This is a genomic window from Mitsuaria sp. RG (assembly GCF_028369275.1).
Classification (GTDB): domain Bacteria; phylum Pseudomonadota; class Gammaproteobacteria; order Pseudomonadales; family Pseudomonadaceae; genus Aquipseudomonas; species Aquipseudomonas peradeniyensis.
Genome location: NZ_JAQMYQ010000035.1, coordinates 41,974 through 60,619, shown reverse-complemented (window position 1 = coordinate 60,619; position 18,646 = coordinate 41,974). Strand labels below are relative to the sequence as shown.

Genomic DNA, 18,646 nt, shown 5'->3' with positions numbered 1-18,646 from the left:
AAGGGGCGCAAAGCGCCCCCGACAATATCTCAGGAGTGACTCAGTTCCGCATGCTCGTCGCCGCCCAGCACCTGCTGATCAGTCTGCTTGAGCAACTGGCTGGTAACCACCCCCGCCATCATCGAACCATTCACGTTCAGCGCCGTACGCCCCATGTCGATCAGCGGCTCCACCGAGATCAGCAAGGCCACCAGCTCCACCGGCAAGCCCATGGCCGGCAGCACGATCAGCGCAGCGAAGGTCGCCCCGCCACCCACGCCGGCCACACCGGCCGAACTCAGGGTGACGATGGCCACCAGAGTGGCGATCCACAGCGGGTCGAAGGTATTGATGCCCACGGCCGGGGCAACCATCACCGCAAGCATCGCCGGGTACAGCCCGGCGCAGCCGTTCTGGCCGATGGTCGCGCCGAACGAGGCGCTGAAGCTGGCGATCGACTGCGGCACGCCCAGGCGCTGCGTCTGCGCCTCGATGTTCAGCGGAATGCTGGCGGCGCTGGAGCGGCTGGTGAAGGCGAAGGTCAGCACCGGCCATACCTTGCGCAGGAAGCGCAGGGGGCTGACGCCGGTCAGCGCCAGGATCACCCCGTGGACCACGAACATCAGGCCCAGGCCGATGTACGACACCACCACGAAGCTGCCCAGCTTGAGGATGTCCTCGAGGTTGGAGCTGGCCACCACCTTGGTCATCAAGGCCAGCACGCCATAGGGGGTGAGTTTCATCACCAGGCGCACCAGGCGCATCACCCAGGCCTGCAGCACATCGATGGCCGACAGGGCGCGCTCGCCCTTGTCCTTGTCGTCCTTGATCAGCTGCAGCGCGGCCAGGCCCAGGAACACGGCGAAGATCACCACGCTGATGATCGAGGTCGGCTTGGCCCGGGCCAGGTCGCCCACCGGATTGGTCGGGATGAACGACAGCAGCAGTTGCGGGATGTTGAGGTCGGCGACCTTGCCCGCGTAGTCGTTGTGGATGGCTTGCAGGCGGGCGCTTTCCTGGGCACCGGCCACCAGCCCTTCGGCATTGAGGCCGAACAGGTTGGTCAGGACGATGCCGATCAGCGCGGCGATGGCGGTGGTCAGCAGCAGGGCGCCAATGCTCAGCACGCTGATCCGGCCCAGGCTCGAGGCGTTGTGCAGGCGCGCCACGGCGCTGAGGATCGAGGCGAAGATCAGCGGCATGACGATCATCTGCAGCAGGCCGACATAGCCGTTACCGACCAGGTCGAGCCAGCCGAGGGTAGCCTTGAGCACCGGGTGGCCGGCGCCATAGATCGTGTGCAGGACCAGGCCGAACACCACGCCCAGCACCAGGCCCAACAGCACTTTCTTGGCCAGGCTCCAGTCGGTGCGGCGGGTTTGCGCCAGGCCCAGCAGCAGGGCCAGGAACGCCAGCAGGTTGAGTGACAGCGGCAGGTTCATTGAAGCTCCAGGAAAAGGCGGAAGAGGCATCGCCTCTGTGAGCGATTACGAACGGAAATGCTAACAGCCTGAAAACAAACGAATTTATACCTAAAAGTAATTTGCATAGTCGTTTATGGAATAACGTCTGGTCGTTTTTGGCAATGAACATGACGTTTGCGGTTGTCTCGGGGTCGCTCACGCATGCCTGTTTGTCACAAATCAGGTCTAGGGTTGAGCGGCCACGTCTTTTGGAGAACCGCACATGATGTCTGCTCCGAGAATCCTTGCCGGCGGCCTGGCCCTGTTGCTGAGCGCCAGCAGCTGGGCGGCCACCGAGCTCAAGCATTGGCCCGCCGAGGCCGCGCAGAAGCTCGACGCGATGATTGCCGCCAACGCCAACAAGGGTAACTACGCGGTGTTCGACATGGACAACACCAGCTACCGCTTCGACCTCGAGGAAGCGCTGCTGCCGTTCATGGAGAACAAGGGCCTGCTGACCCGCGACAAGCTCGACCCCTCGCTCAAGCTGATCCCGTTCAAGGACACCGCCGAGCACAAGGAGAGCCTGTTCAGCTACTACTACCGCCTGTGCGAACTCGACGACATGGTCTGCTACCCCTGGGTAGCCCAGGTGTTCTCGGGCTTCACCCTCAAGGAGCTGAAGCAGCAGGTCGACGAGCTGATGGCTTCGGGCAAGCCGATCCCCAGCACCTATTTCGAGGGGGATCAGGTCAAGACCATCGAGGTGCAACCGCCCAAGGTGTTCACCGGCCAGGCCGAGCTGTACAACAAGCTGATGGAGAACGGCATCGAGGTCTATGTGATTTCCGCGGCCTCCGAAGAGCTGGTGCGCATGGTCGCCGCCGATCCCAAGTACGGCTACAACGTCAAACCGCAGAACGTGATCGGCGTGAGCCTGCTGCTCAAGGACCGCGCCAGTGGCCAGATGACCACGGCGCGCAAGCAGATCACTGCGGGGCAGTACGATCCCAAGGCCAATGAAGGCCTGGAACTGACCCCGTACCTGTGGACCCCGGCCACCTGGATGGCCGGCAAGCAGGCGGCCATCCTCACTTACATCGATGAGTGGAAGAAGCCGGTGCTGGTGGGCGGCGATACCCCGACCAGCGATGGTTACATGCAATTCCATGGTGTGGATGTGGGCAAAGGCGGCATCCACCTGTGGATAAATCGCAAGGCCAAGTACATGGACCAGTTGAACGGCATGATCGCCAAGAACGCGGCGGCCCAGGCCAGGGAAGGGTTGCCGGTGACTGCGGACAAGAACTGGGTGATCGTGACGCCGGAGCAGATTCAGTAACAAGTCGTCATGGCCCTGTCGCGGGGCTTGCCCCGCGATAGCGACAGACCAGGTCAGTCAGGATTAGGCACAATGCCCACACCCACCCAGATCATCAGCGACACCTTCGCCCTCTACGAGCGCCACGGCAGTGCCGATTACATCGGCGAAGCCATCACCCAGATCGAGCACATGTCCCAGGCCGCCCAGTTGGCCATGCAGGAGGGCTACGACGACGAAGTGGTCCTCGCCGCCTTCTTCCACGACATCGGCCACCTGTGCGAGGGCGAGGACATGGGCGGCTATGGCATCGTCAGCCATGAACGTATCGGTGCCGAGTACCTGCGCCGCTGCGGCTTCAGCGAGCGACTGGCGCGGCTGGTGCAGTATCACGTCGAGGCCAAGCGCTACCTGACCTTGCGCCAGCCCGGTTACTACGATCGCCTGAGCGAGGCCAGCCGGCGCACGCTGGCGTACCAGGGCGGGGTGATGAGCGACAGCGAAGCCGATGCTTTCGAGGCCGATCCTCTATTCCGGGTGAGTCTGCGCCTGCGCGAGTGGGACGAGATGGCGAAGCTGACCGGGGTGCCGGTGATGGATCTGGAGGTGCTGAAGAGTAAGGCTTTGGCGGTACTTTGATCGATTCGTTGTTTTCAAGGTGTTCGGCGTTAGAGTTGCAGCGCCTATCAGATCGAGCGCCGCCCGCGCGGCGCATCGCGGCACAAGGCCGCTCCTACATCTGTTTCGGGCCAGTCAATCCTGTGCCATTACCTGGTCCACCTTGTTGCTCCGACGCGGTCTCAGCGTGGACACCCCACCTGTCTCAAGACATGCACCAAGGCAGGCAACCATGGCCTGACAGGTTCGGCACGTTGCAACAAATGTAGGAGCGGCCTTGTGCCGCGATGCGCCGCGCGGGCGGCGCTCGATCTGATAGGCGCTGCAAGGGTAACGGCAGACACCTGAAGGCCCTCGCTCGGTCAAAGACCCTGAAAGGCTTGGCCGCAAGATCCCGCATCACTTCTCCAGATGCTCATGCTGTGCCTCTTACCATACTTCCCTTCCTGGCAGCCCACTCGTCGCAATAGTGGGTATGGTGTTGATAAACGCCGCTCGGTGGTTATACTAACCACCGAGCGGCCAGCCCAAGGAATGGGTTCGTGAACAGCCGTGAAATGATTTCAGTGATCGAGGCGGATGGCTGGTACCTGGTGCGTTCGAAAGGCAGCCACCATCACTTCAAGCATCCCGAAAAGCCAGGCCTGGTCACCATCCCGCACCCAAAGAAAGACCTGCTGCCGGCCACTGCGGCCAGCATCCTGCGCCAGGCGCGGATCGGCTATGCCAGTTGACGAGGAGACCCATCACCATGTTGTTCCCCATTGCGATTCTCCCCGGTGACGATCAACACGCCTGGGGTGTTGAAGTCCCTGACATCCCGGGCTGTTTCTCGGCCGGCGAAGACCTCGACAACGCCATCGCCATGGCCCGCGAAGCCATCGAAGGCCACCTCGAACTGCTGGCCCAGGACCAGCAGGAGATCCCCAAGGCCAGCCTGGTCAGCGTACACGCAGCCAATCCGTCCTATGCCGGTTGTACCTGGGCGCTGATCGATATAGACATCACCCGTTACCTGGGCAAGGCCGAGAAGCTCAACATCACACTGCCAGCGTACCTGCTCACCCGCATCGATTCGTATGTGCAGAACCACCCGGAGCACAAGAGTCGCTCGGGTTTCCTGGCCGAGGCGGCGCTGAGGATTTTGCAGGGTGATTGCAAGTGATCAGCGGCTTGCATCCAAGGGCAGTCGCACACTGTCGGTACTCCAGCAGCAGCTCGCTGCCAGGATTGGTCGCGATAAGCTGGGCGATGCTCAGCCCCAAACCGCACTGGTCGGACTATGCGATCTGCAACGCCTTGGCCAAGTACCCATTGACCGGCGACACCTGTGACAGCCTCAACTGGCGATCAAGTGACTACATGTGTCAGGCCAGGGGATAGATGAGGCAGTAACGGACAAGCGCCTGCTCGATGCTTTGCTTCTGCCTCAAGACCAGCTCAACGGCCACCACTCGCCCGTCCTCGACGATCTCGTAGAACACACGGTAACCCGCAAGATTCAGTTCCCGGTAGTGCGCCACGCCCAGCTCGCTGGCCTGAGGACTGATGGGATAGGCGGCGGGTGCCATCGAGAGCTTGTGCTCAATGGCATCGATCAGGTTGGGGATCGTGTCGAGTGCTGCCGGGGCGCCGTTGTAGACCGCCAGATGATGAACCTGGTCCTCAAGGCTTTGTGACGCGGAGTCGGTGAAACGAATACTTGGCTTGGCCATGCGTTATCGCTTAGTCCTCGGCGAACTTCCTGGAAAGACGCGCCTTGAGATCGTCCGCAGAGCTGTGTTTGCCTTGAGCGTACTCGCGTGAGCCCATGGCCAGAAGCTTGACCAGGGCGATGGCTTCGTCGCGACGCTTGCGATCTGCATAGGATTCAATCACATACGCGGGTGTGCCATTCTGGGTGACCACCATGGGCTCTTCCAGGTCGAGGTCTGCGGCATGGCGCTTCAGGTAGCTGATAGTTTCGACTCTCATCTGAGTGTCCTCGAGTGCAGTGGAATGCATCGTAGTCCAAATTCAGACTGAATCAAGACCGTAGGTCTGGCAAGCCGCGTCAGCCAGTATTCGATGGGCGATCCACATGGCTGTCGATTGGCCTGTCAAGGCGATCATCCAATTGGTTCCAATCCTCCCCGAACAACTCCACCGGATGCATGGTTCGGTCCGCGCCGTTGCCGCACGCCAGTGCCTTGGCCGGGCAGTACAGGTCGCAGCCCCAGCAGATCCGTTCGGGATGGCTGGGGTTGCTGGGAAATCGCTTGGCCATGTCTCCCTCCATGAAGTGAATGCCTGCGCTCAGGCTATGCCGCGCATGGCCAAGGGGCTTGATCGGGGTCAATGCCGCTAGCTGATCGGCCCGGGCGCCTGCACCTGTTTCATCAGGTCGTCGTTCCACTGGCCCTCGACCTGTACATGCGCGGCGGCGCCGAGCATCACCGCTTCGATCAGGTTGTGGTTGAGGTAGGTGTACAACCCGGGCTGGCGGAAGGTGTACAACGCAGCGCCTGCCGCGCCGCCGGGGATGAACCAGGTTTCCAGGTTGCGTTGCGGCGGGTTGGCGAACTTGCCCGAGGCCCAGACATAGTCGCCATGGCCGCCGATCAGGTGCGGGCGAGTGTCGCGGTTGGCCTGGGAATGGACGATCAGCACAGTCTCGCCGACCTTTGCGGTGAGCGCCTGCTTGCCGGTCAGGGCACCGACGCTGCCGTTGAACACCACATGGCTGGGCACCAGCCCTTTCATCAGCTGGCTCATGTCGCCGAAGCTGGCCATGGGGTTGGCGTAGCGCTTGTACTTGCCGTCCTTGTCGCGGGGGATGTAGTAGTCCTGCTCGCCGATGTACCAGACCTTGTCGTAGCGCAACGGCTGGCCCTCGGGGTCCTTCAGGCCGTCGCGGGGCAGGACCATGATCGCGCCGTTCATGCCGCACACCACATGCCAGGGAATCATCGCCCCACCCGGTGCGCAGTGATACACGAACACCCCGGCACGGTCGGCCTTGAAGCGCAATATCACTTGCTCGCCGGGCTTCACGTGGGTCAGCTCGCCGCCGCCGAGGGCGCCGGTGGAAGCGTGGAAGTCGATGTTGTGCATCATGCTGTTGCTGGCTGGGTTGACCAGGGTGAGCTCCACGTAGTCGCCCTCGTGCACCACCATCAGCGGGCCGGGAACCGAGCCGTTGAAAGTCATGGCGTGGATGTAGGCGCCGGCGGTGTCGATAGCCAGCTCCTTCTCCTCGATGACCATGCGGAACTCGACGATCCGCGGCTTGCCCTCGGCGCGTTGGGTATGGGCGTGGACTTGCGGCGGCGCCACCAGCTCGACGCTGACACGCTCCAGTTTCGCCAGGTCAACCGCCGGGTCCTGGCCCGGTACGGCGGTCGCGGCCTTTGCCAGGCCGCTGCCAAGCGCCGAGGCGCCGACGCCCAGCAACACGGTACCGGCCAGTATGCCGCGCCGGGTCAGGGACACGCCTTCTTGCTCATTCATGGGACTTCTCCTTAAGTCGACGAAAGCCGTCGGGCACAGGAATAGCCGCTTTGAATGTAGGGTTTATTGAGGGAGAACAAGAAGTGGGTGGGGTGGGCGATGTGTCGCAGGTGGGAAGCCGACGTTCAGGCTGCCATGTCGGCTCATTCTACGAAGGGTTGGAGATGGTTTCCTCGGTTCGTCAGCGGTAGAGTCTCTGTGGATAGATAATCATGGGGTAGCTAATGAATCCGAATCTCAATGAATTGAACATGGGTATCGAGTACGTTTCGAGGCACCCAGACGTGCCCTCGATTTACATCTATGCCAGTCGATTTGCCGTGGCCGAGAATCCGGAAGTCGGGTTCTGCGAGTATGAGATTCTTGGGTCGACGCCATTTGGCGCGCTGGAGAAGTTTGGAAACTACAGGCGGGTCAGGCTGAAAACGCTCACCGGACCTGTCCATATGGGCAGAATTTCGGTACAGCTTGTGGATGAACCAGGCACGAATAAAGTGAACGAAATGGGATCATGCACCATTCACATGAACCTGCCGCCAGTCAATAACGTGAAGGGCTAACAACCGACACGCTCAAGACAAAGACATCCATCATTGGCCCGTCTTTATGTCGCGCTGCAGGTTGCTTATTAGCGCTGGCTACCCTCGGAATCCGACGGAACGCCAAAACGAAAAAAACCGCCATAAGGTGGGTTTTTCGGGGGTTCCAGAGATTGTGAAAGCTTTCTATGGAACCTTGAATGGTGTGACAAAAAAGGTGACAGATTTATTTAATGGCATCAGTGGTTTGCCGCAGACATGAGTTGTAGTTTTTTGCTGGTTGGTCCTCATCAGAGGTGCGGCTTTACAACCCCCGCAAGAACGCGCCCGCTCAGATGTGCCTCCCCGATGCTGTGGATACCCTAGCAGCCGGTTCGTACCGGTTGATGTATCGCCAAATTGGCGATACGATCAGGCCATGTCTACCAAACATCGATTTCGCGACAAGTACCGAATCGAGCTAAGGGAAAGAGATCATCTCCCACCCCATGTCCACCTTACGGGCGGTGGAGTGGATGTGGTGATCAGTCTGGAATTTGTGACGGTTACCCAAGGCAGAGCACCTGCCAAAGTGGTGGAAGAAGCCCTGGCTTGGGTTGCGGCCAATCAGGCCGATTTGTTGGAGGAGTGGATGAAATGGCATCGATGAAACGTCCCCGTCTCAAGGGTGTGCAACCTCTATCGGGCACCAGCCTTGAGCTTACCTTTACCAATGGTCAGCATTTCACCCTGGATATGAGCGATGCGTTCAAGACGTATCCGGGATTGGCGCCGCTGTCCAATCGTAAAGCGTTCGAAGGTGTCGTATTGGGCGACGGGGGATGGTCGGTGGAGTGGCCGGCGCTGGATATTCAGATTGGTGCGGATACCCTGCTGCTGGATGCGCTTGCCCAGAATGCCCCTGATGAAAATACCCGCGTTTTTATTTGTTGGCGTTTGCGGCATCGGATGACGCTTGACCAGGCTGCCGAAGCGCTGGGCGTCAGCGCCCGAAGCATCAGTCGCTATAGCAGTGGGCGTGAAGCGGTTCCGCGCACTTTGGCACTGGCATGCTTGGGGTGGGAGAGTTTGGAGCAGAAGGCCGCCTGATCGGGTGTTTTGAGTCCTGTCGGTGGGGGCTTGAGGTTTCCCTGTTGTGATCCGCGATTGCCGGGGCCGCTTTGCGGCCCATCGCGGCACAAGGCCGCTCCTACAGAAGACGCGGTGCGCTTGCGAACCTGATTCTCGGCGCGACATCGCAGCCCCGAAACGTGAGCTAGCTCTGTGCCTACGGTCCGAGCTGCGCCCGTGCCTTGTGTGCCAAGGCCCTGTAGTCGTCGATGAAGTCTTGCCTGCAGTCATCCCCGTAGTCCTCGTGGAAACCCATTTGGAATGGCGCCACGCGAATCTCGGTGAATCTCTCATGCCATCCCCCGGCTTGGGTGATGAGGGTGTGGGGGAGAGCTGCATCGAACTGGTCAGCGGTGATATCCAGATTGTGCCCTTCGAGCCTCAGTCAGATATGCCGTTGCTCCGGATCTTCCTTCAGCTCGCCCATCACCACGTCGACGGTAATGCCCTCATGTTCCTCACACAGAAACCACGCCAGCAGTAAGCTCGCGACTTCACAGCAGCTTGTGGGGAACATGGAGAATAGGTCGAACGCAAAGCAGTCCGCAGGGATTTGCCGGAACGCCTTTGAGAACGCCATGGCGGAATCCACAACGCCTTGCGCAAGGTTGGGGGGATTTGCCATTTGGGTCACATCTCGACACCGAAAACAAAAAAGGCCCACCTTTCGGTGAGCCTTTTGAGTACTGTGTATGGTGGCACCAGGAGTCGAACTTGAAGAAAAATTCAGTGAAAACAGCAGTTTAAGCCTTTAGGTCTTTTTTCTATCCCTATTGCTATCCTTAACGAATCACAGCGCGAAGTGTTAGTTTTCATCGTTTTCTGAAGAAAAGTGATTGTCCGCGCTGCTAAGCGTGCTGAGTGCATGCTGGCACAATAATCATCTCAATAGTATCATTGTGCCGCTATTCAGTTGTAGTGCGGTCGGAAGCATGCTTATCCTCAATCAGAACGGCTGAGGGCTTGTATGGAGTCAGTGAACTCGACGTTGGGTGTGGGAAATGGAAGACTATGCTCGTGCTGTATTAACTTTAGATGATGCTCAGTTGGAGCTATTTGTTAGAGACTGGGTGTCTAACAAGTTGGGTGCTTATGTTGAGGTGTGCAGATTCTCAGGCGCGAAAGATCTCGGGCGAGATGTGGTAGGTTTTTTGACTGAAAGTAAGCATGAAGGTGATTGGGAAAACTATCAATGTAAGCAATATGCCAAGCGCCTGCCGACTGACACAGCAATTTGTGAACTTGGTAAGATTTTGTACTATTCTTGGAAGGGTGATTTCACACCCCCGTCCAAATACTTTTTTGTTGCACCAAAAGGCTTGAACAGAAATCTAGAAACGTTGATATTTAATCCGAGCAAGCTGAAATCAGCAGTTGTCGATGAGTGGGATAAATACTGCCGGTATAAAATTATTGAAAATGGCGACATTCCTCTTTCTGATGAGCTAAGGCTGGTGCTGGAACGCTTTAACTATTCAAGCGTAACGCGGATAGCTCTTGAAGATATGCTGTCTGATCCAGCAGCAAAGAAAGTGCTGTTCAAGTACTTTGGTGCTGATCCGGGTATGTCGCCGAGAGGGATTGTGCCCCCGGCTATTTTAGATTCTGAATCGGAATACATAAGACAGCTTGTTGGTGTCTATGCAGAAAAAGAAAGTGTGATCATTAACAATCATGAAGAACTGGATGCATTCCCTCAGTACAAAAAAAATCTAACGCTTCAGCGAGAACGCTTTTTTGATGCTGATGCGTTCAAAAGATATTATCGAGACAATACCGATGCTGAAGTGATTGACGGCTTTGAGGAAGACATCTATCACGGTGTGGTGGATGTTTTTGAAACGGCCCATCCAAATGGCATGGATAAAGTTCAGTCTGTTATGACTCAGGCTGCTGCTATTCAAACTTCTGGAACCACTGCAAAATATGCGAGAGTGCCAGTAAAGCAAGGGATCTGTCACCACTTTGTAAATGATGGGAAGTTCAAATGGATAAGTTGAATGACTCTGGCACGCGCTCGTTGTTTAATGGGCCAATAGAGACTGGTGTTCGGACTGTTGTGATCCTAAATGCCTCCTATCCTTCCGCTTATGATATAAATGAGTTGGTTTGGCTTGACCACCTTATTGTCCACAGTGCTGATGTAGGAGGCCCACCAAGCTTGCATCCAAAACTTCCCCAGCGAAGTGGCGAGATACTTGTTCGTCGGGAATTAGTAAAAAATGGCTTAGGCTTGATGCAACAGTTCGGGCTTGTTGCGGTTGTGCCTTCAGCTAGTGGCTTCTGTTATCAAGCTACAGAAACTGCATATCCGTTGGTTCAGTTGTTATCTTCAGAGTATTCGATGAGTCTCAAAAGTAGAGCTGAGTGGCTTGCCGAAATGATAGGTGGCATGTCTAGGCTCCAACTGCAAGATTTGATTACGTCTAAGATAGGTAATTGGACAGTAGAATTCCAGAATGATTTTTCGGATTTGACTGATAATGGAATATAAAGGCATAAAAATTCGGACGCTTGAGTTCATAGGACCTCAGGTTGAGCCAATCAAACTTGAGTTCGGTAGCGGCTTAAACCTGGTTTATGGTGCGTCTAACACAGGAAAATCATTTGCATTGAAGGCAATTGATTTCATGCTTGGTGGAGAAAATACCCTACCTGATCTCCCCGAACGGAAAGGGTTTGATACGGTATTGATGGGGTTCGATTTAATTGGTTCCGGCGTACATACAGTTCAGCGCTCACTTTCTGGTGGCGCTTACAAATTTTATGATGGCCTGTACGAGTTTGCACAGCTTCCACAGGAGAATAGAGTTCTCCAACCTAGTCAGAGATCTAAAAGTAAAGAAAGTCTCCCAGGGCTATTGTTGGATTATCTAGAGTTGTCCGGTAGGCAATTAGCTAAAAATCAATCTGGTGAAAAAGAAAATTTTAGTTTTAGGGAGTTGATCCCATATGTCCTCGTCGACGAGACAAGCATCCAAGCTGAACGGTCCCCTGTAGAGAGTGACCTAGGACCTGTAGCTAGGCCAAAAGAGCGTAGCGTTTTTAGATCCTTGTTAACCGGTTTGGATGACAAGTCTATTATTCCTGTCCTTGATTCGAAAAAATTCCAGGCATCCAAAGCTGTAAAAATTGAAGTTATTCAGAGCTTGCTTGGCGATGTCGAATCGGAATTAGAGTCAGAGTACACAGATACATCGGACTTGTATGCGCAAAAGGAAAGGTTGGACGCTAGTTTAGAGAAAATCCGATTGCAGTTGCAGTCATATAGATCGCTATCATCAGATTTGATTTCTGAGAAAAGAGTTGTTTCTCAGGATTTATCCCAGTCACTAGAACGTGCAGAGGATATACGCCTACACCTTCAAAGATTCTATCAGTTGAATAGCATATATGATTCTGATATCGCGAGGCTCGCGTCTATAGAAGAGGCGAGTTTTTTGCTTTCACTAGAGGATGCTGATTGCTCTGTTTGTGGTGCTCCTGCTGAAGCGCAAAGTATCAAAAATCAGATGGATAAGGTAAGAGATGAGCAGTATTCGGCGTTGGTTGAGATTGAAAAAGTAAAGACACTTCAGTCTGAGTTAGAGGATACAATTGGTTCTTTGCGTGTTGAGCTATATAAGATTGAAGAGACAATTCCTACATTGGAGGAGCGGATTGTCGAAATAGAGAAAATCTTAGAGGCTCAAGTGCCAGAAAAGGATGAGCGTCAATTGTCACTTGATGAGGTCCTTCTCAAGAAAGATCACGTGGTAAGAGGAGTTTCTCTTCTGGATCGGAGAGAAAGTTATCTCAGAAAAATTAAAGAGTATGAAGAGTTAAAGGCCCCTAGTAAATCGGACCGACCCGATCTAACTGTGCCAGGAGACGTAATTCACGAATTTTGCAAGGTCGTTACCTATGTTTTAAATGAGTGGGGCTTCCCTGGGGAGAAAGTAGTCTCTTTTGATAAGGATAAGTACGAAGTTATAATTGACGGAAAATTGCGCATCGACAATGGTAAAGGGGTTCGGGCAATAACTCATGCGGCATTTAAGGTTGCATTGCTGATTTATTGCCGACAGCAGAATCTCCCACATCCAGGATTTATCATCCTTGACTCACCGTTGTTAACATACCGAGATCCCCTAAAGAATCCTCGGCAAGGTGCGCTTACCGAAGATGAAATTAAGCTGGCGAAGACATCTGTTAAGGTGAATTTTTTCGATCATCTGTCAAAAATTAGTAATCTAGGTCAATTCATAGTCCTGGAGAATATTGATCCTCCTACGGGTATACAGGATATTGCGCATGTTGAGGTATTTTATGGAAGTGCCGGGGGTGGTCGTTACGGGCTATTTCCGATGATCCCTTCTATAGAAACTCAATAAAAGAAGGCTGGTTTGTGATGTTCGCTGTTGCTGTATACTAGTTGGTTCTTGGTCGCAACTTCGAATTTCATGTAAAAAATCAGAGTGGAAGTATTTGCTGTTAGGGGGATAGTTTCAGGTCGCGATAATCACGACCTGGAACTATTAAATCAGACTATAGCTAAGATTTATTGGGTCTATCTGCTTTTCTTGGTCTTGGCAAGCGACTTCTTAATGCGGTATTTTTTTTCTTTTATGAAAATGTCACTTTCCTTCAAGACTTCACTAAGGAAATTTTCAACATCAGAGTAGTAGACTCTTAATGACGGCAACATTACATCTCTACCAAATTCCTCAAAGGATTTGTTTCCATGCGCAAGGGCGTTACGCCCATTTTTTACGGCTAGTAGTTTCGAGCCATAGGATTCGGAAATCGTAATTCCGTATTTGCTCATGACCTTTCGTATGATTTTTGCATCTAAGTTTCCACTATAAAGCTGATAGCTCTCAGTCATCTCTTCATAGTTTACAGAGAAGTAGCCCTTTCCTCTTAAAAGGTCAACTGTATGATGCAATACATCTAGCGAGTCGTGAATGCTTGCTCTTTTTTCCTTGTGCTTGTAGAAGTAAACTAAGGCAAGATCTTTTAGGTTTTTGTTTAGGTTGTTGTAGTTTACTTTGCTTGTGTTTATTTCGTCGTGCAATCTGGTTAGCGTCTGAGTGATAGTCGCTTCAACGATGTTGTATAGTGATAGTATAACGGTTGCCCTCAAGGCGGGAGTATTGATTCTCCTTGGGCTTGTTATGTGGCCATCTTCTATGGATGAAATAAGATTCAATAGGTCTGTCGTTTCCGACAGTCTTAGGTTCATGTCTTGCTTTATCGAGTACATTTGTCAAGCCTCGATAAGCATGTCGCGGATATAATTTACACGATCTGTAAGTTTTTGCTTTCTGTGCAGTTGATTTGGTACATGGGTATTCTTTTTGAATTCATCATTCTGTAGCATTGTTTCAATTTGGCGGGATGTTAAGCCATGATTGATTTTGTTGCTTTGAAGAGCTTTCAGCGTCCCAATAGATATGGCTTCAAATACGGAGCGCTTAGTCTGTGGATTCGATTTATGCCTGTACCCAAAAGGGAACATTGCCTTGACAACTTTGTTGACGCTATCGATTTTATCTGTGTACGATTGTATTTCTGATTTTGCGTCTTCTGGACTAAGTCTAGATAACTCAATATTTTTTCTTTCGATATATTTGTCCAGGAAGTCAGAAAGACTGCCCGGTACACCTTGTATATAAGCATCGTTTTCTGATAATGCAAAGAAACGTAAAAGTAACTCTTGTCGCTCTTGCCTATTTTCCAGCCATTTATCAATTAGGAGCAGTTCTCGGAATAGCGTACTATTCTCAACATACTCATAAATGAAGGATGTGAACGGACCGGTATATATGCCTTTGCGTTTCTCCATTGGTTTGAGAAGGTCACTTCCGCGGTTTATGCGCTCAAACATATCTTTTTTTACATCGTCTGTGGTTTCTTCAGACAATATGATTAACCTAAGGGCGGTATCGAGAAACTTCCCCTGTCGCCCCTTCTCTAATTGTTGGAATGTGAGCCCATTAGCTTGGCTGAGTGACTCAAGACCGGAGAGTACAAGCTTGTTTTCAGTGAAATAATGAATCGCTCTAATGCGTTGTGAGCCGTCTACGATTTCCCACGCACCGTCACGATTTTCAGCAACAAATATAAATGGGATAGGTAAGCCCAATAGGATTGATTCAATTAGCTTTGAGGAACGTCTTTCATCCCAAGTAAAGTCACGTTGATAATCCGGAATGAAAAGAACGTTTCTTTTAATGTCGACGGCACCTCGTTCATCTTCATCTGCACTAGAATACTCTATGCCATCTCTGTACTTATCTGATATGTACTCAACAGTGAGATCGCGCATGTCATATCTGACTTCGCGTCTCTTAGCATAAATCTGTTCTTCAAGCTTAATTATGTCTGACATTTTAAAATTCCTTTTTCAATTTTTATAAATGGTGCTGTCAAAAAACCAACGCGAGAATCTTGCAGGCTGGCATTGCCCAATACATTACTTCATTCGTCGCGCTAGCGCTACAATGAAAGCATGGCAAATGTTTTTTGGTTTTTAGTGACGCTAGCCCACTGTCTGAATACCGCTTGTCATTGTCAAAGTCGGTTCGCCACTGCTAATCAGAACATCCATGGCCGTTCTAGGCGGGCAGCAAGTAACTGTGCAGTCAAACGGTAGTAGTATCGTGTCGCATCACTGCGCTCGCTTAAATGGTGGTCAAGGAACCAAACTACATGCTTTCTCTGCCAAGACCAAGGACTACATCGCTGCCAGCGTCTTGTGATTTCAACTTGAATAATTTTCGCTTGGCGCAAATGACGTTGCCGTGTCGCGTGTGACCCGGTCAGCACGCCAGCTAGGAACATCTCCATATCGAATGGCTTACACACGCTCGCCCCCAATGTAGGCAGCGACCACGTCGCTCCGGCCATGCCCCAGCTCATAGCTGATTTGCCTCCGGGCCTCATGATCGAGGTTCCTATCTATCTGACAACATTGGCCGCGGTTGATTGGTGCGGGGTGTTGGGTGATTTGCTCATAGCGTTCACATGCATACGCCGCTCGTAGCTCATGGAAGCCTTTGAGCTTGTGTGCATGCAGCACGTCCCGTGCTGGGCGGATGATTTCCTGCAGAACATTCAGATAGCTTTCGTCTGGCGCAATCAGGTTGCGGCTACTCGCAGGCGACACCTGCTGTGCAAACCCAAGTGCGTCTTGAACATGGTGGTCCACCGCAATCCATCGTGGCGCCGAGGCGCCGGCGCGGCCGCCTTTGGTGCCTTCCTGAATATTGATCCTGCCTAGGTCGTTAGCCTCACGGCTTAGCCGTGGCAGGTCAGCCAAGATGGCCTCACGCAAGCGCATGCCGGTGGCTCGTGCCAACAAAACGATCGCAGCGGCCCGAAGCTGATGATGACGGCAAAGCGCTTCGACGACCTGCTTAACCTGTTCGCGGTCTTGGCCCTGCGGCACTGAGTCTCGAACTCCGCTGCGCTGCATACCCAACGCCTTGCTCGGACTGGGCAATTTCACATACTGATCACCGCGAAGCGCCGCCATGGTCCTGTTAACGCTAGATAGCCGGTTTTGTGCGGTGCTGACGGCGAGGTCACCGCGCCTAACCACTTCACGCAGATACGCCGCGTAGTCGGCCAACAATTTGCGATCAATCTGCCGCGCATCATTGATGCCGGGCCCCAGTTCGGAGCGGCACCATCTGACGAATGCCTGCCACCGATCACAGTGCGTCTTCACCGTGCCGTAGTGGCCGCCGCCGAACATGTCTTTCAACGCCTGCGGTCCTGCATAGCTCAGTTGCCTACCGTAGCCGAAATTACGGCCATCGCGTCTACCCACCAATGCCATGTCGAATCACCTCATCGCCTGGTCTCCGATCCTCGCCCCACGTCATCCCGCCAAGAATGTTGAGTGTTATCAGGGATCAAGGCCCCTGCGACCTGTGGGGATGTCCTCTAGCGCGGGACTGGCGGCTCCTTACGTCCCGGAGCAAGGGCATCTCATGATCTGGCCTCCTGAGTACCGTTACCGGTGGGCGGGTGGAGGCTGCATTGGCTGACGAGACCAGTGCCGCGAGATCCTGAGCCATGTGCAAGCAGCAATGCGATGACCGGGGCGTGCCTGACTGTCAGTCAGGTGCAGTCCATTCCTTGGTCTGCGGCACCATCATCTACATCGCTGTTGCTAGTGACATCGGCGTTTGTCACGGCGATTGTCACGAGGGGGAATGCCGCAAAGCCTTGTGCGATCAGGGCTGCAGCAGTGGTAGAAGTGCCCGTCTCTTTTCAGGAAAAGAGACGGGCACAGGTTGGCGCAGTATTCGGCCAAGCGGATAGGTTGCTGCAGGGCAGCGAGGTACGGAGCGTCTGGCGCACGAGCGCTTTATGTGTAAGAGCATCCATCACATGGGTAGTGACCGGGCGAGCTGCCGGATGCGAATCGCCCTTGGGAAGAACCACCGCGGGAGCGGCGTGACCTTTAAGGTTCGGGTCACCTAGGGTGCTGTCATCGACAGCGCTTGCAACTCCCGGTCTACGCCTGTGGACAATATTCGTCAAGCAAAGCGATTTCAGGGATTTAGCGCCTGTGGATAAAACTATCCCCCGGTGGACATCAGTGGTTTTCCACAGACGTACTCTGTGCCAGCAGTTTTTTCTTAGGTATGGTCCTTCCAAACGGGGCGGCTTTGCAGCCCCGTTTGGAAGGACCCGCGCGGAGGAGCTTCATGCGGTGCTGTGGGTAACTTCACAGCGAGTTGAGGTTGTGGTGCGGCGGGTTACTCGGTCCTCTTGGCACTGCGAAGGCGCGTGACGTTCTCGCCCGTCTGCTTGGCAAACTCATGCGGCGTCACATGGTCCTCGCGGTTCGCCTCCAGAAACCGGCTCCACCAGGTCATGATCATCCGGCGCTCTTCGAGGAACTCGGCCTTGTGGGTATAAGCGGCCCGTACGTTGTTGCGTTCCTTGTGGCTCATCTGCCGCTCGATAGCCGTCTCCGACCACAGCCCGGACTCGACCAGCGCACTGCACGCCATGGCTCGGAACCCGTGGCCGCAGATACCCACCTTGGTGTCATAGCCCATCGTCCTTAGCGCGGCGTTCACCGTGTTCTCGGACATCGGCTTCCACGGTTTGGCATCCCCCGCGAACACCAGCTCGAACTTGCCGGTGATCGCGTGGATCTGCTCAAGCAAGGCCACTGCCTGCGGCGATAGGGGTACAACGTGGATATCCCCGGCCATTTTTGTACCCCTTGTGGAAAAGGGTACTCCGTCCAGCGCCGGGCGGGTGTCGGGGATCTCCCAGATGCCACGCTTGAGGTCGAACTCGTTCCAACGGGCGAAGCGCAGTTCACTGGAGCGTACGAATACATGCAACGACAGCATCACCGTGAGGCGCGTGAGCGGGCGACCTCTGTAGTCCTCAATGCATGCCAGTAGCTCTGGCAGCCGCGATAAGGGTAGTGCGGGTCTGTGAGTTACCCGTGGTGTCTTGATCGAGCCATTGAGGTCGTGAGCTGGGTTCGCTGTGATCAGCCGCAGCCGTTTGGCTTCACGCATGATGCTTTGCAGGTAGTTCTTGATCCTGAGCGCCACGTCGATGGTGCCGCGCTTTGTCACGGCCTCCAGTGGCTGCATGAGGTCGTGGGTGTCCAACTCAACGATTGCTCTGGCACCGATCAAAGGGAATACGTGAGTTTTCAATCGGCTGAGCACTGTCTTGGCGTGGCCGGGCGCCCACTTCGGCACCATGCTGGCGTGCCAGTCGAGTGCAACGCTTTCGAAGGTCCGACCGTTGATCACGGCCTGGGTCTTGGTTTGTTGCTTGTACTGGATGGGGTCTATGCCGTTGGCGAGCTGCTGCTTGATCTCGAAGCGCTTGCGGCGTGCGTCACCCAGCCCGACTACCGGGTAGCTGCCGAGGGCGGTCAGGCCTTCGCGGCCATCGGGTTTCACGTACCTGAGCCGCCAGCCTTTGCGGCCGTTGGGTTGCACAAGCAGGTAGAGACCGTCGCCGTCGAAGAGCTTGTACTCGCGCTCTCTGGGCTTTGCCGTGCGACAGGCGGTGTCTGTAAGCGGGGCAGTGGTGCGGGCCATAAGGGTAGTCTCCGATATCGAAACGGACCTCTATCCTTAAAACTACCCTTATTAGCGCTGGCTACCCTCGGAATCCGACGGAACGCCAAAACGAAAAAACCCGCCAGAAGGCGG

The 18,646-nt window shown here is 54.3% G+C and carries 20 protein-coding genes; 10 read left to right on the top strand and 10 right to left on the bottom strand.

Annotated features, from left to right (window positions below; genetic code table 11):
- Positions 1-29 precede the first annotated feature (29 nt).
- Positions 30-1,421: an L-cystine transporter gene (locus POF53_RS18715; protein WP_254465163.1), complete on the bottom strand. Its 1,392-nt coding sequence runs from the start codon at positions 1,419-1,421 to the stop codon at positions 30-32.
- 244 nt (positions 1,422-1,665) lie between these two features.
- Between POF53_RS18715 and POF53_RS18710 the strand changes: the two genes are divergently transcribed.
- The 4 genes from POF53_RS18710 to POF53_RS18695 all read left to right on the top strand — a co-directional run bounded on the left by POF53_RS18710 (position 1,666) and on the right by POF53_RS18695 (position 4,486).
- Positions 1,666-2,724, top strand: a complete 1,059-nt coding sequence (locus POF53_RS18710; protein ID WP_274235420.1) for an HAD family hydrolase — start codon at positions 1,666-1,668, stop codon at positions 2,722-2,724.
- 72 nt (positions 2,725-2,796) lie between these two features.
- Positions 2,797-3,342: a phosphonate degradation HD-domain oxygenase gene (locus tag POF53_RS18705; protein WP_232854868.1), complete on the top strand. Its 546-nt coding sequence runs from the start codon at positions 2,797-2,799 to the stop codon at positions 3,340-3,342.
- 521 nt (positions 3,343-3,863) lie between these two features.
- Positions 3,864-4,055 carry a type II toxin-antitoxin system HicA family toxin gene (locus tag POF53_RS18700; protein ID WP_050703388.1) on the top strand — a complete coding sequence of 64 codons (192 nt, stop codon included), beginning with the start codon at positions 3,864-3,866 and terminating at the stop codon, positions 4,053-4,055.
- 17 nt (positions 4,056-4,072) lie between these two features.
- On the top strand, positions 4,073-4,486 hold the full coding sequence (locus tag POF53_RS18695) for a type II toxin-antitoxin system HicB family antitoxin (RefSeq protein WP_050703389.1): 414 nt from the start codon (positions 4,073-4,075) through the stop codon (positions 4,484-4,486).
- Positions 4,487-4,688: 202 nt separating this feature from the next.
- Here POF53_RS18695 and POF53_RS18690 read toward each other — a convergent pair whose 3' ends face one another.
- From POF53_RS18690 to nirK, 4 genes are all read right to left on the bottom strand, one after another.
- Positions 4,689-5,036 (bottom strand): type II toxin-antitoxin system RelE/ParE family toxin, encoded by a 348-nt coding sequence (locus POF53_RS18690; RefSeq protein ID WP_254465161.1) that lies wholly within the window; start codon positions 5,034-5,036, stop codon positions 4,689-4,691.
- 10 nt (positions 5,037-5,046) lie between these two features.
- Positions 5,047-5,295 (bottom strand): type II toxin-antitoxin system Phd/YefM family antitoxin, encoded by a 249-nt coding sequence (locus tag POF53_RS18685; RefSeq protein ID WP_203648638.1) that lies wholly within the window; start codon positions 5,293-5,295, stop codon positions 5,047-5,049.
- Between the two features lie 79 nt (positions 5,296-5,374).
- A complete protein-coding gene (locus POF53_RS18680; protein ID WP_254465160.1) occupies positions 5,375-5,587 on the bottom strand; it encodes a DUF3079 domain-containing protein in 213 nt (70 codons plus the stop codon).
- A 77-nt stretch (positions 5,588-5,664) separates the two neighbouring features.
- Positions 5,665-6,810: a copper-containing nitrite reductase gene (gene nirK, locus POF53_RS18675; RefSeq protein WP_254465159.1), complete on the bottom strand. Its 1,146-nt coding sequence runs from the start codon at positions 6,808-6,810 to the stop codon at positions 5,665-5,667.
- A 224-nt stretch (positions 6,811-7,034) separates the two neighbouring features.
- On the opposite strand from nirK, the gene POF53_RS18670 reads away from it, so the two are divergent.
- The 3 genes from POF53_RS18670 (at position 7,035) to POF53_RS18660 (ending at position 8,438) form a co-directional block, all read left to right on the top strand.
- Complete coding sequence (locus POF53_RS18670; RefSeq protein ID WP_234563084.1) at positions 7,035-7,370, top strand: hypothetical protein; 336 nt, start codon at positions 7,035-7,037, stop codon at positions 7,368-7,370.
- 397 nt (positions 7,371-7,767) lie between these two features.
- Positions 7,768-7,998, top strand: coding sequence for a DUF4160 domain-containing protein (locus POF53_RS18665; protein WP_498968925.1), 231 nt, complete (start codon positions 7,768-7,770; stop codon positions 7,996-7,998).
- The gene (locus POF53_RS18660; protein WP_498968923.1) at positions 7,986-8,438 is read left to right on the top strand and encodes a DUF2442 domain-containing protein; all 453 of its coding nucleotides are present in this window, start codon (positions 7,986-7,988) and stop codon (positions 8,436-8,438) included. The genes POF53_RS18665 and POF53_RS18660 overlap by 13 nt, the downstream gene beginning before the upstream one ends.
- Before the next feature lie 406 nt (positions 8,439-8,844).
- On the opposite strand, the gene POF53_RS18655 is transcribed toward POF53_RS18660, so the two are convergent.
- Positions 8,845-9,039, bottom strand: coding sequence for a hypothetical protein (locus POF53_RS18655; RefSeq protein WP_498968921.1), 195 nt, complete (start codon positions 9,037-9,039; stop codon positions 8,845-8,847).
- Between the two features lie 421 nt (positions 9,040-9,460).
- On the opposite strand from POF53_RS18655, the gene POF53_RS18650 reads away from it, so the two are divergent.
- The 3 genes from POF53_RS18650 to POF53_RS18640 are packed head-to-tail and all read left to right on the top strand — an operon-like array spanning position 9,461 to position 12,832.
- Entirely contained in the window at positions 9,461-10,459 is a 999-nt protein-coding gene (locus POF53_RS18650) for an ABC-three component system protein (protein WP_498968919.1), read from the top strand.
- Complete coding sequence (locus POF53_RS18645; RefSeq protein WP_498968917.1) at positions 10,447-10,953, top strand: ABC-three component system middle component 2; 507 nt, start codon at positions 10,447-10,449, stop codon at positions 10,951-10,953. The genes POF53_RS18650 and POF53_RS18645 overlap by 13 nt, the downstream gene beginning before the upstream one ends.
- Positions 10,943-12,832: a hypothetical protein gene (locus POF53_RS18640; protein WP_498968915.1), complete on the top strand. Its 1,890-nt coding sequence runs from the start codon at positions 10,943-10,945 to the stop codon at positions 12,830-12,832. The genes POF53_RS18645 and POF53_RS18640 overlap by 11 nt, the downstream gene beginning before the upstream one ends.
- A 176-nt stretch (positions 12,833-13,008) precedes the next feature.
- Here POF53_RS18640 and POF53_RS18635 read toward each other — a convergent pair whose 3' ends face one another.
- From POF53_RS18635 to POF53_RS18620, 4 genes are all read right to left on the bottom strand, one after another.
- Positions 13,009-13,683, bottom strand: coding sequence for an MAE_28990/MAE_18760 family HEPN-like nuclease (locus POF53_RS18635; protein ID WP_498968913.1), 675 nt, complete (start codon positions 13,681-13,683; stop codon positions 13,009-13,011).
- Positions 13,684-13,707: 24 nt separating this feature from the next.
- Positions 13,708-14,832 carry a DUF262 domain-containing protein gene (locus POF53_RS18630; RefSeq protein ID WP_498968911.1) on the bottom strand — a complete coding sequence of 375 codons (1,125 nt, stop codon included), beginning with the start codon at positions 14,830-14,832 and terminating at the stop codon, positions 13,708-13,710.
- A 468-nt stretch (positions 14,833-15,300) separates the two neighbouring features.
- On the bottom strand, positions 15,301-16,284 hold the full coding sequence (locus tag POF53_RS18625; RefSeq protein ID WP_498968909.1) for an integrase domain-containing protein: 984 nt from the start codon (positions 16,282-16,284) through the stop codon (positions 15,301-15,303).
- A gap of 928 nt (positions 16,285-17,212) precedes the next feature.
- Entirely contained in the window at positions 17,213-18,532 is a 1,320-nt protein-coding gene (locus tag POF53_RS18620; protein ID WP_498968907.1) for a tyrosine-type recombinase/integrase, read from the bottom strand.
- Positions 18,533-18,646: the final 114 nt, after the last annotated feature.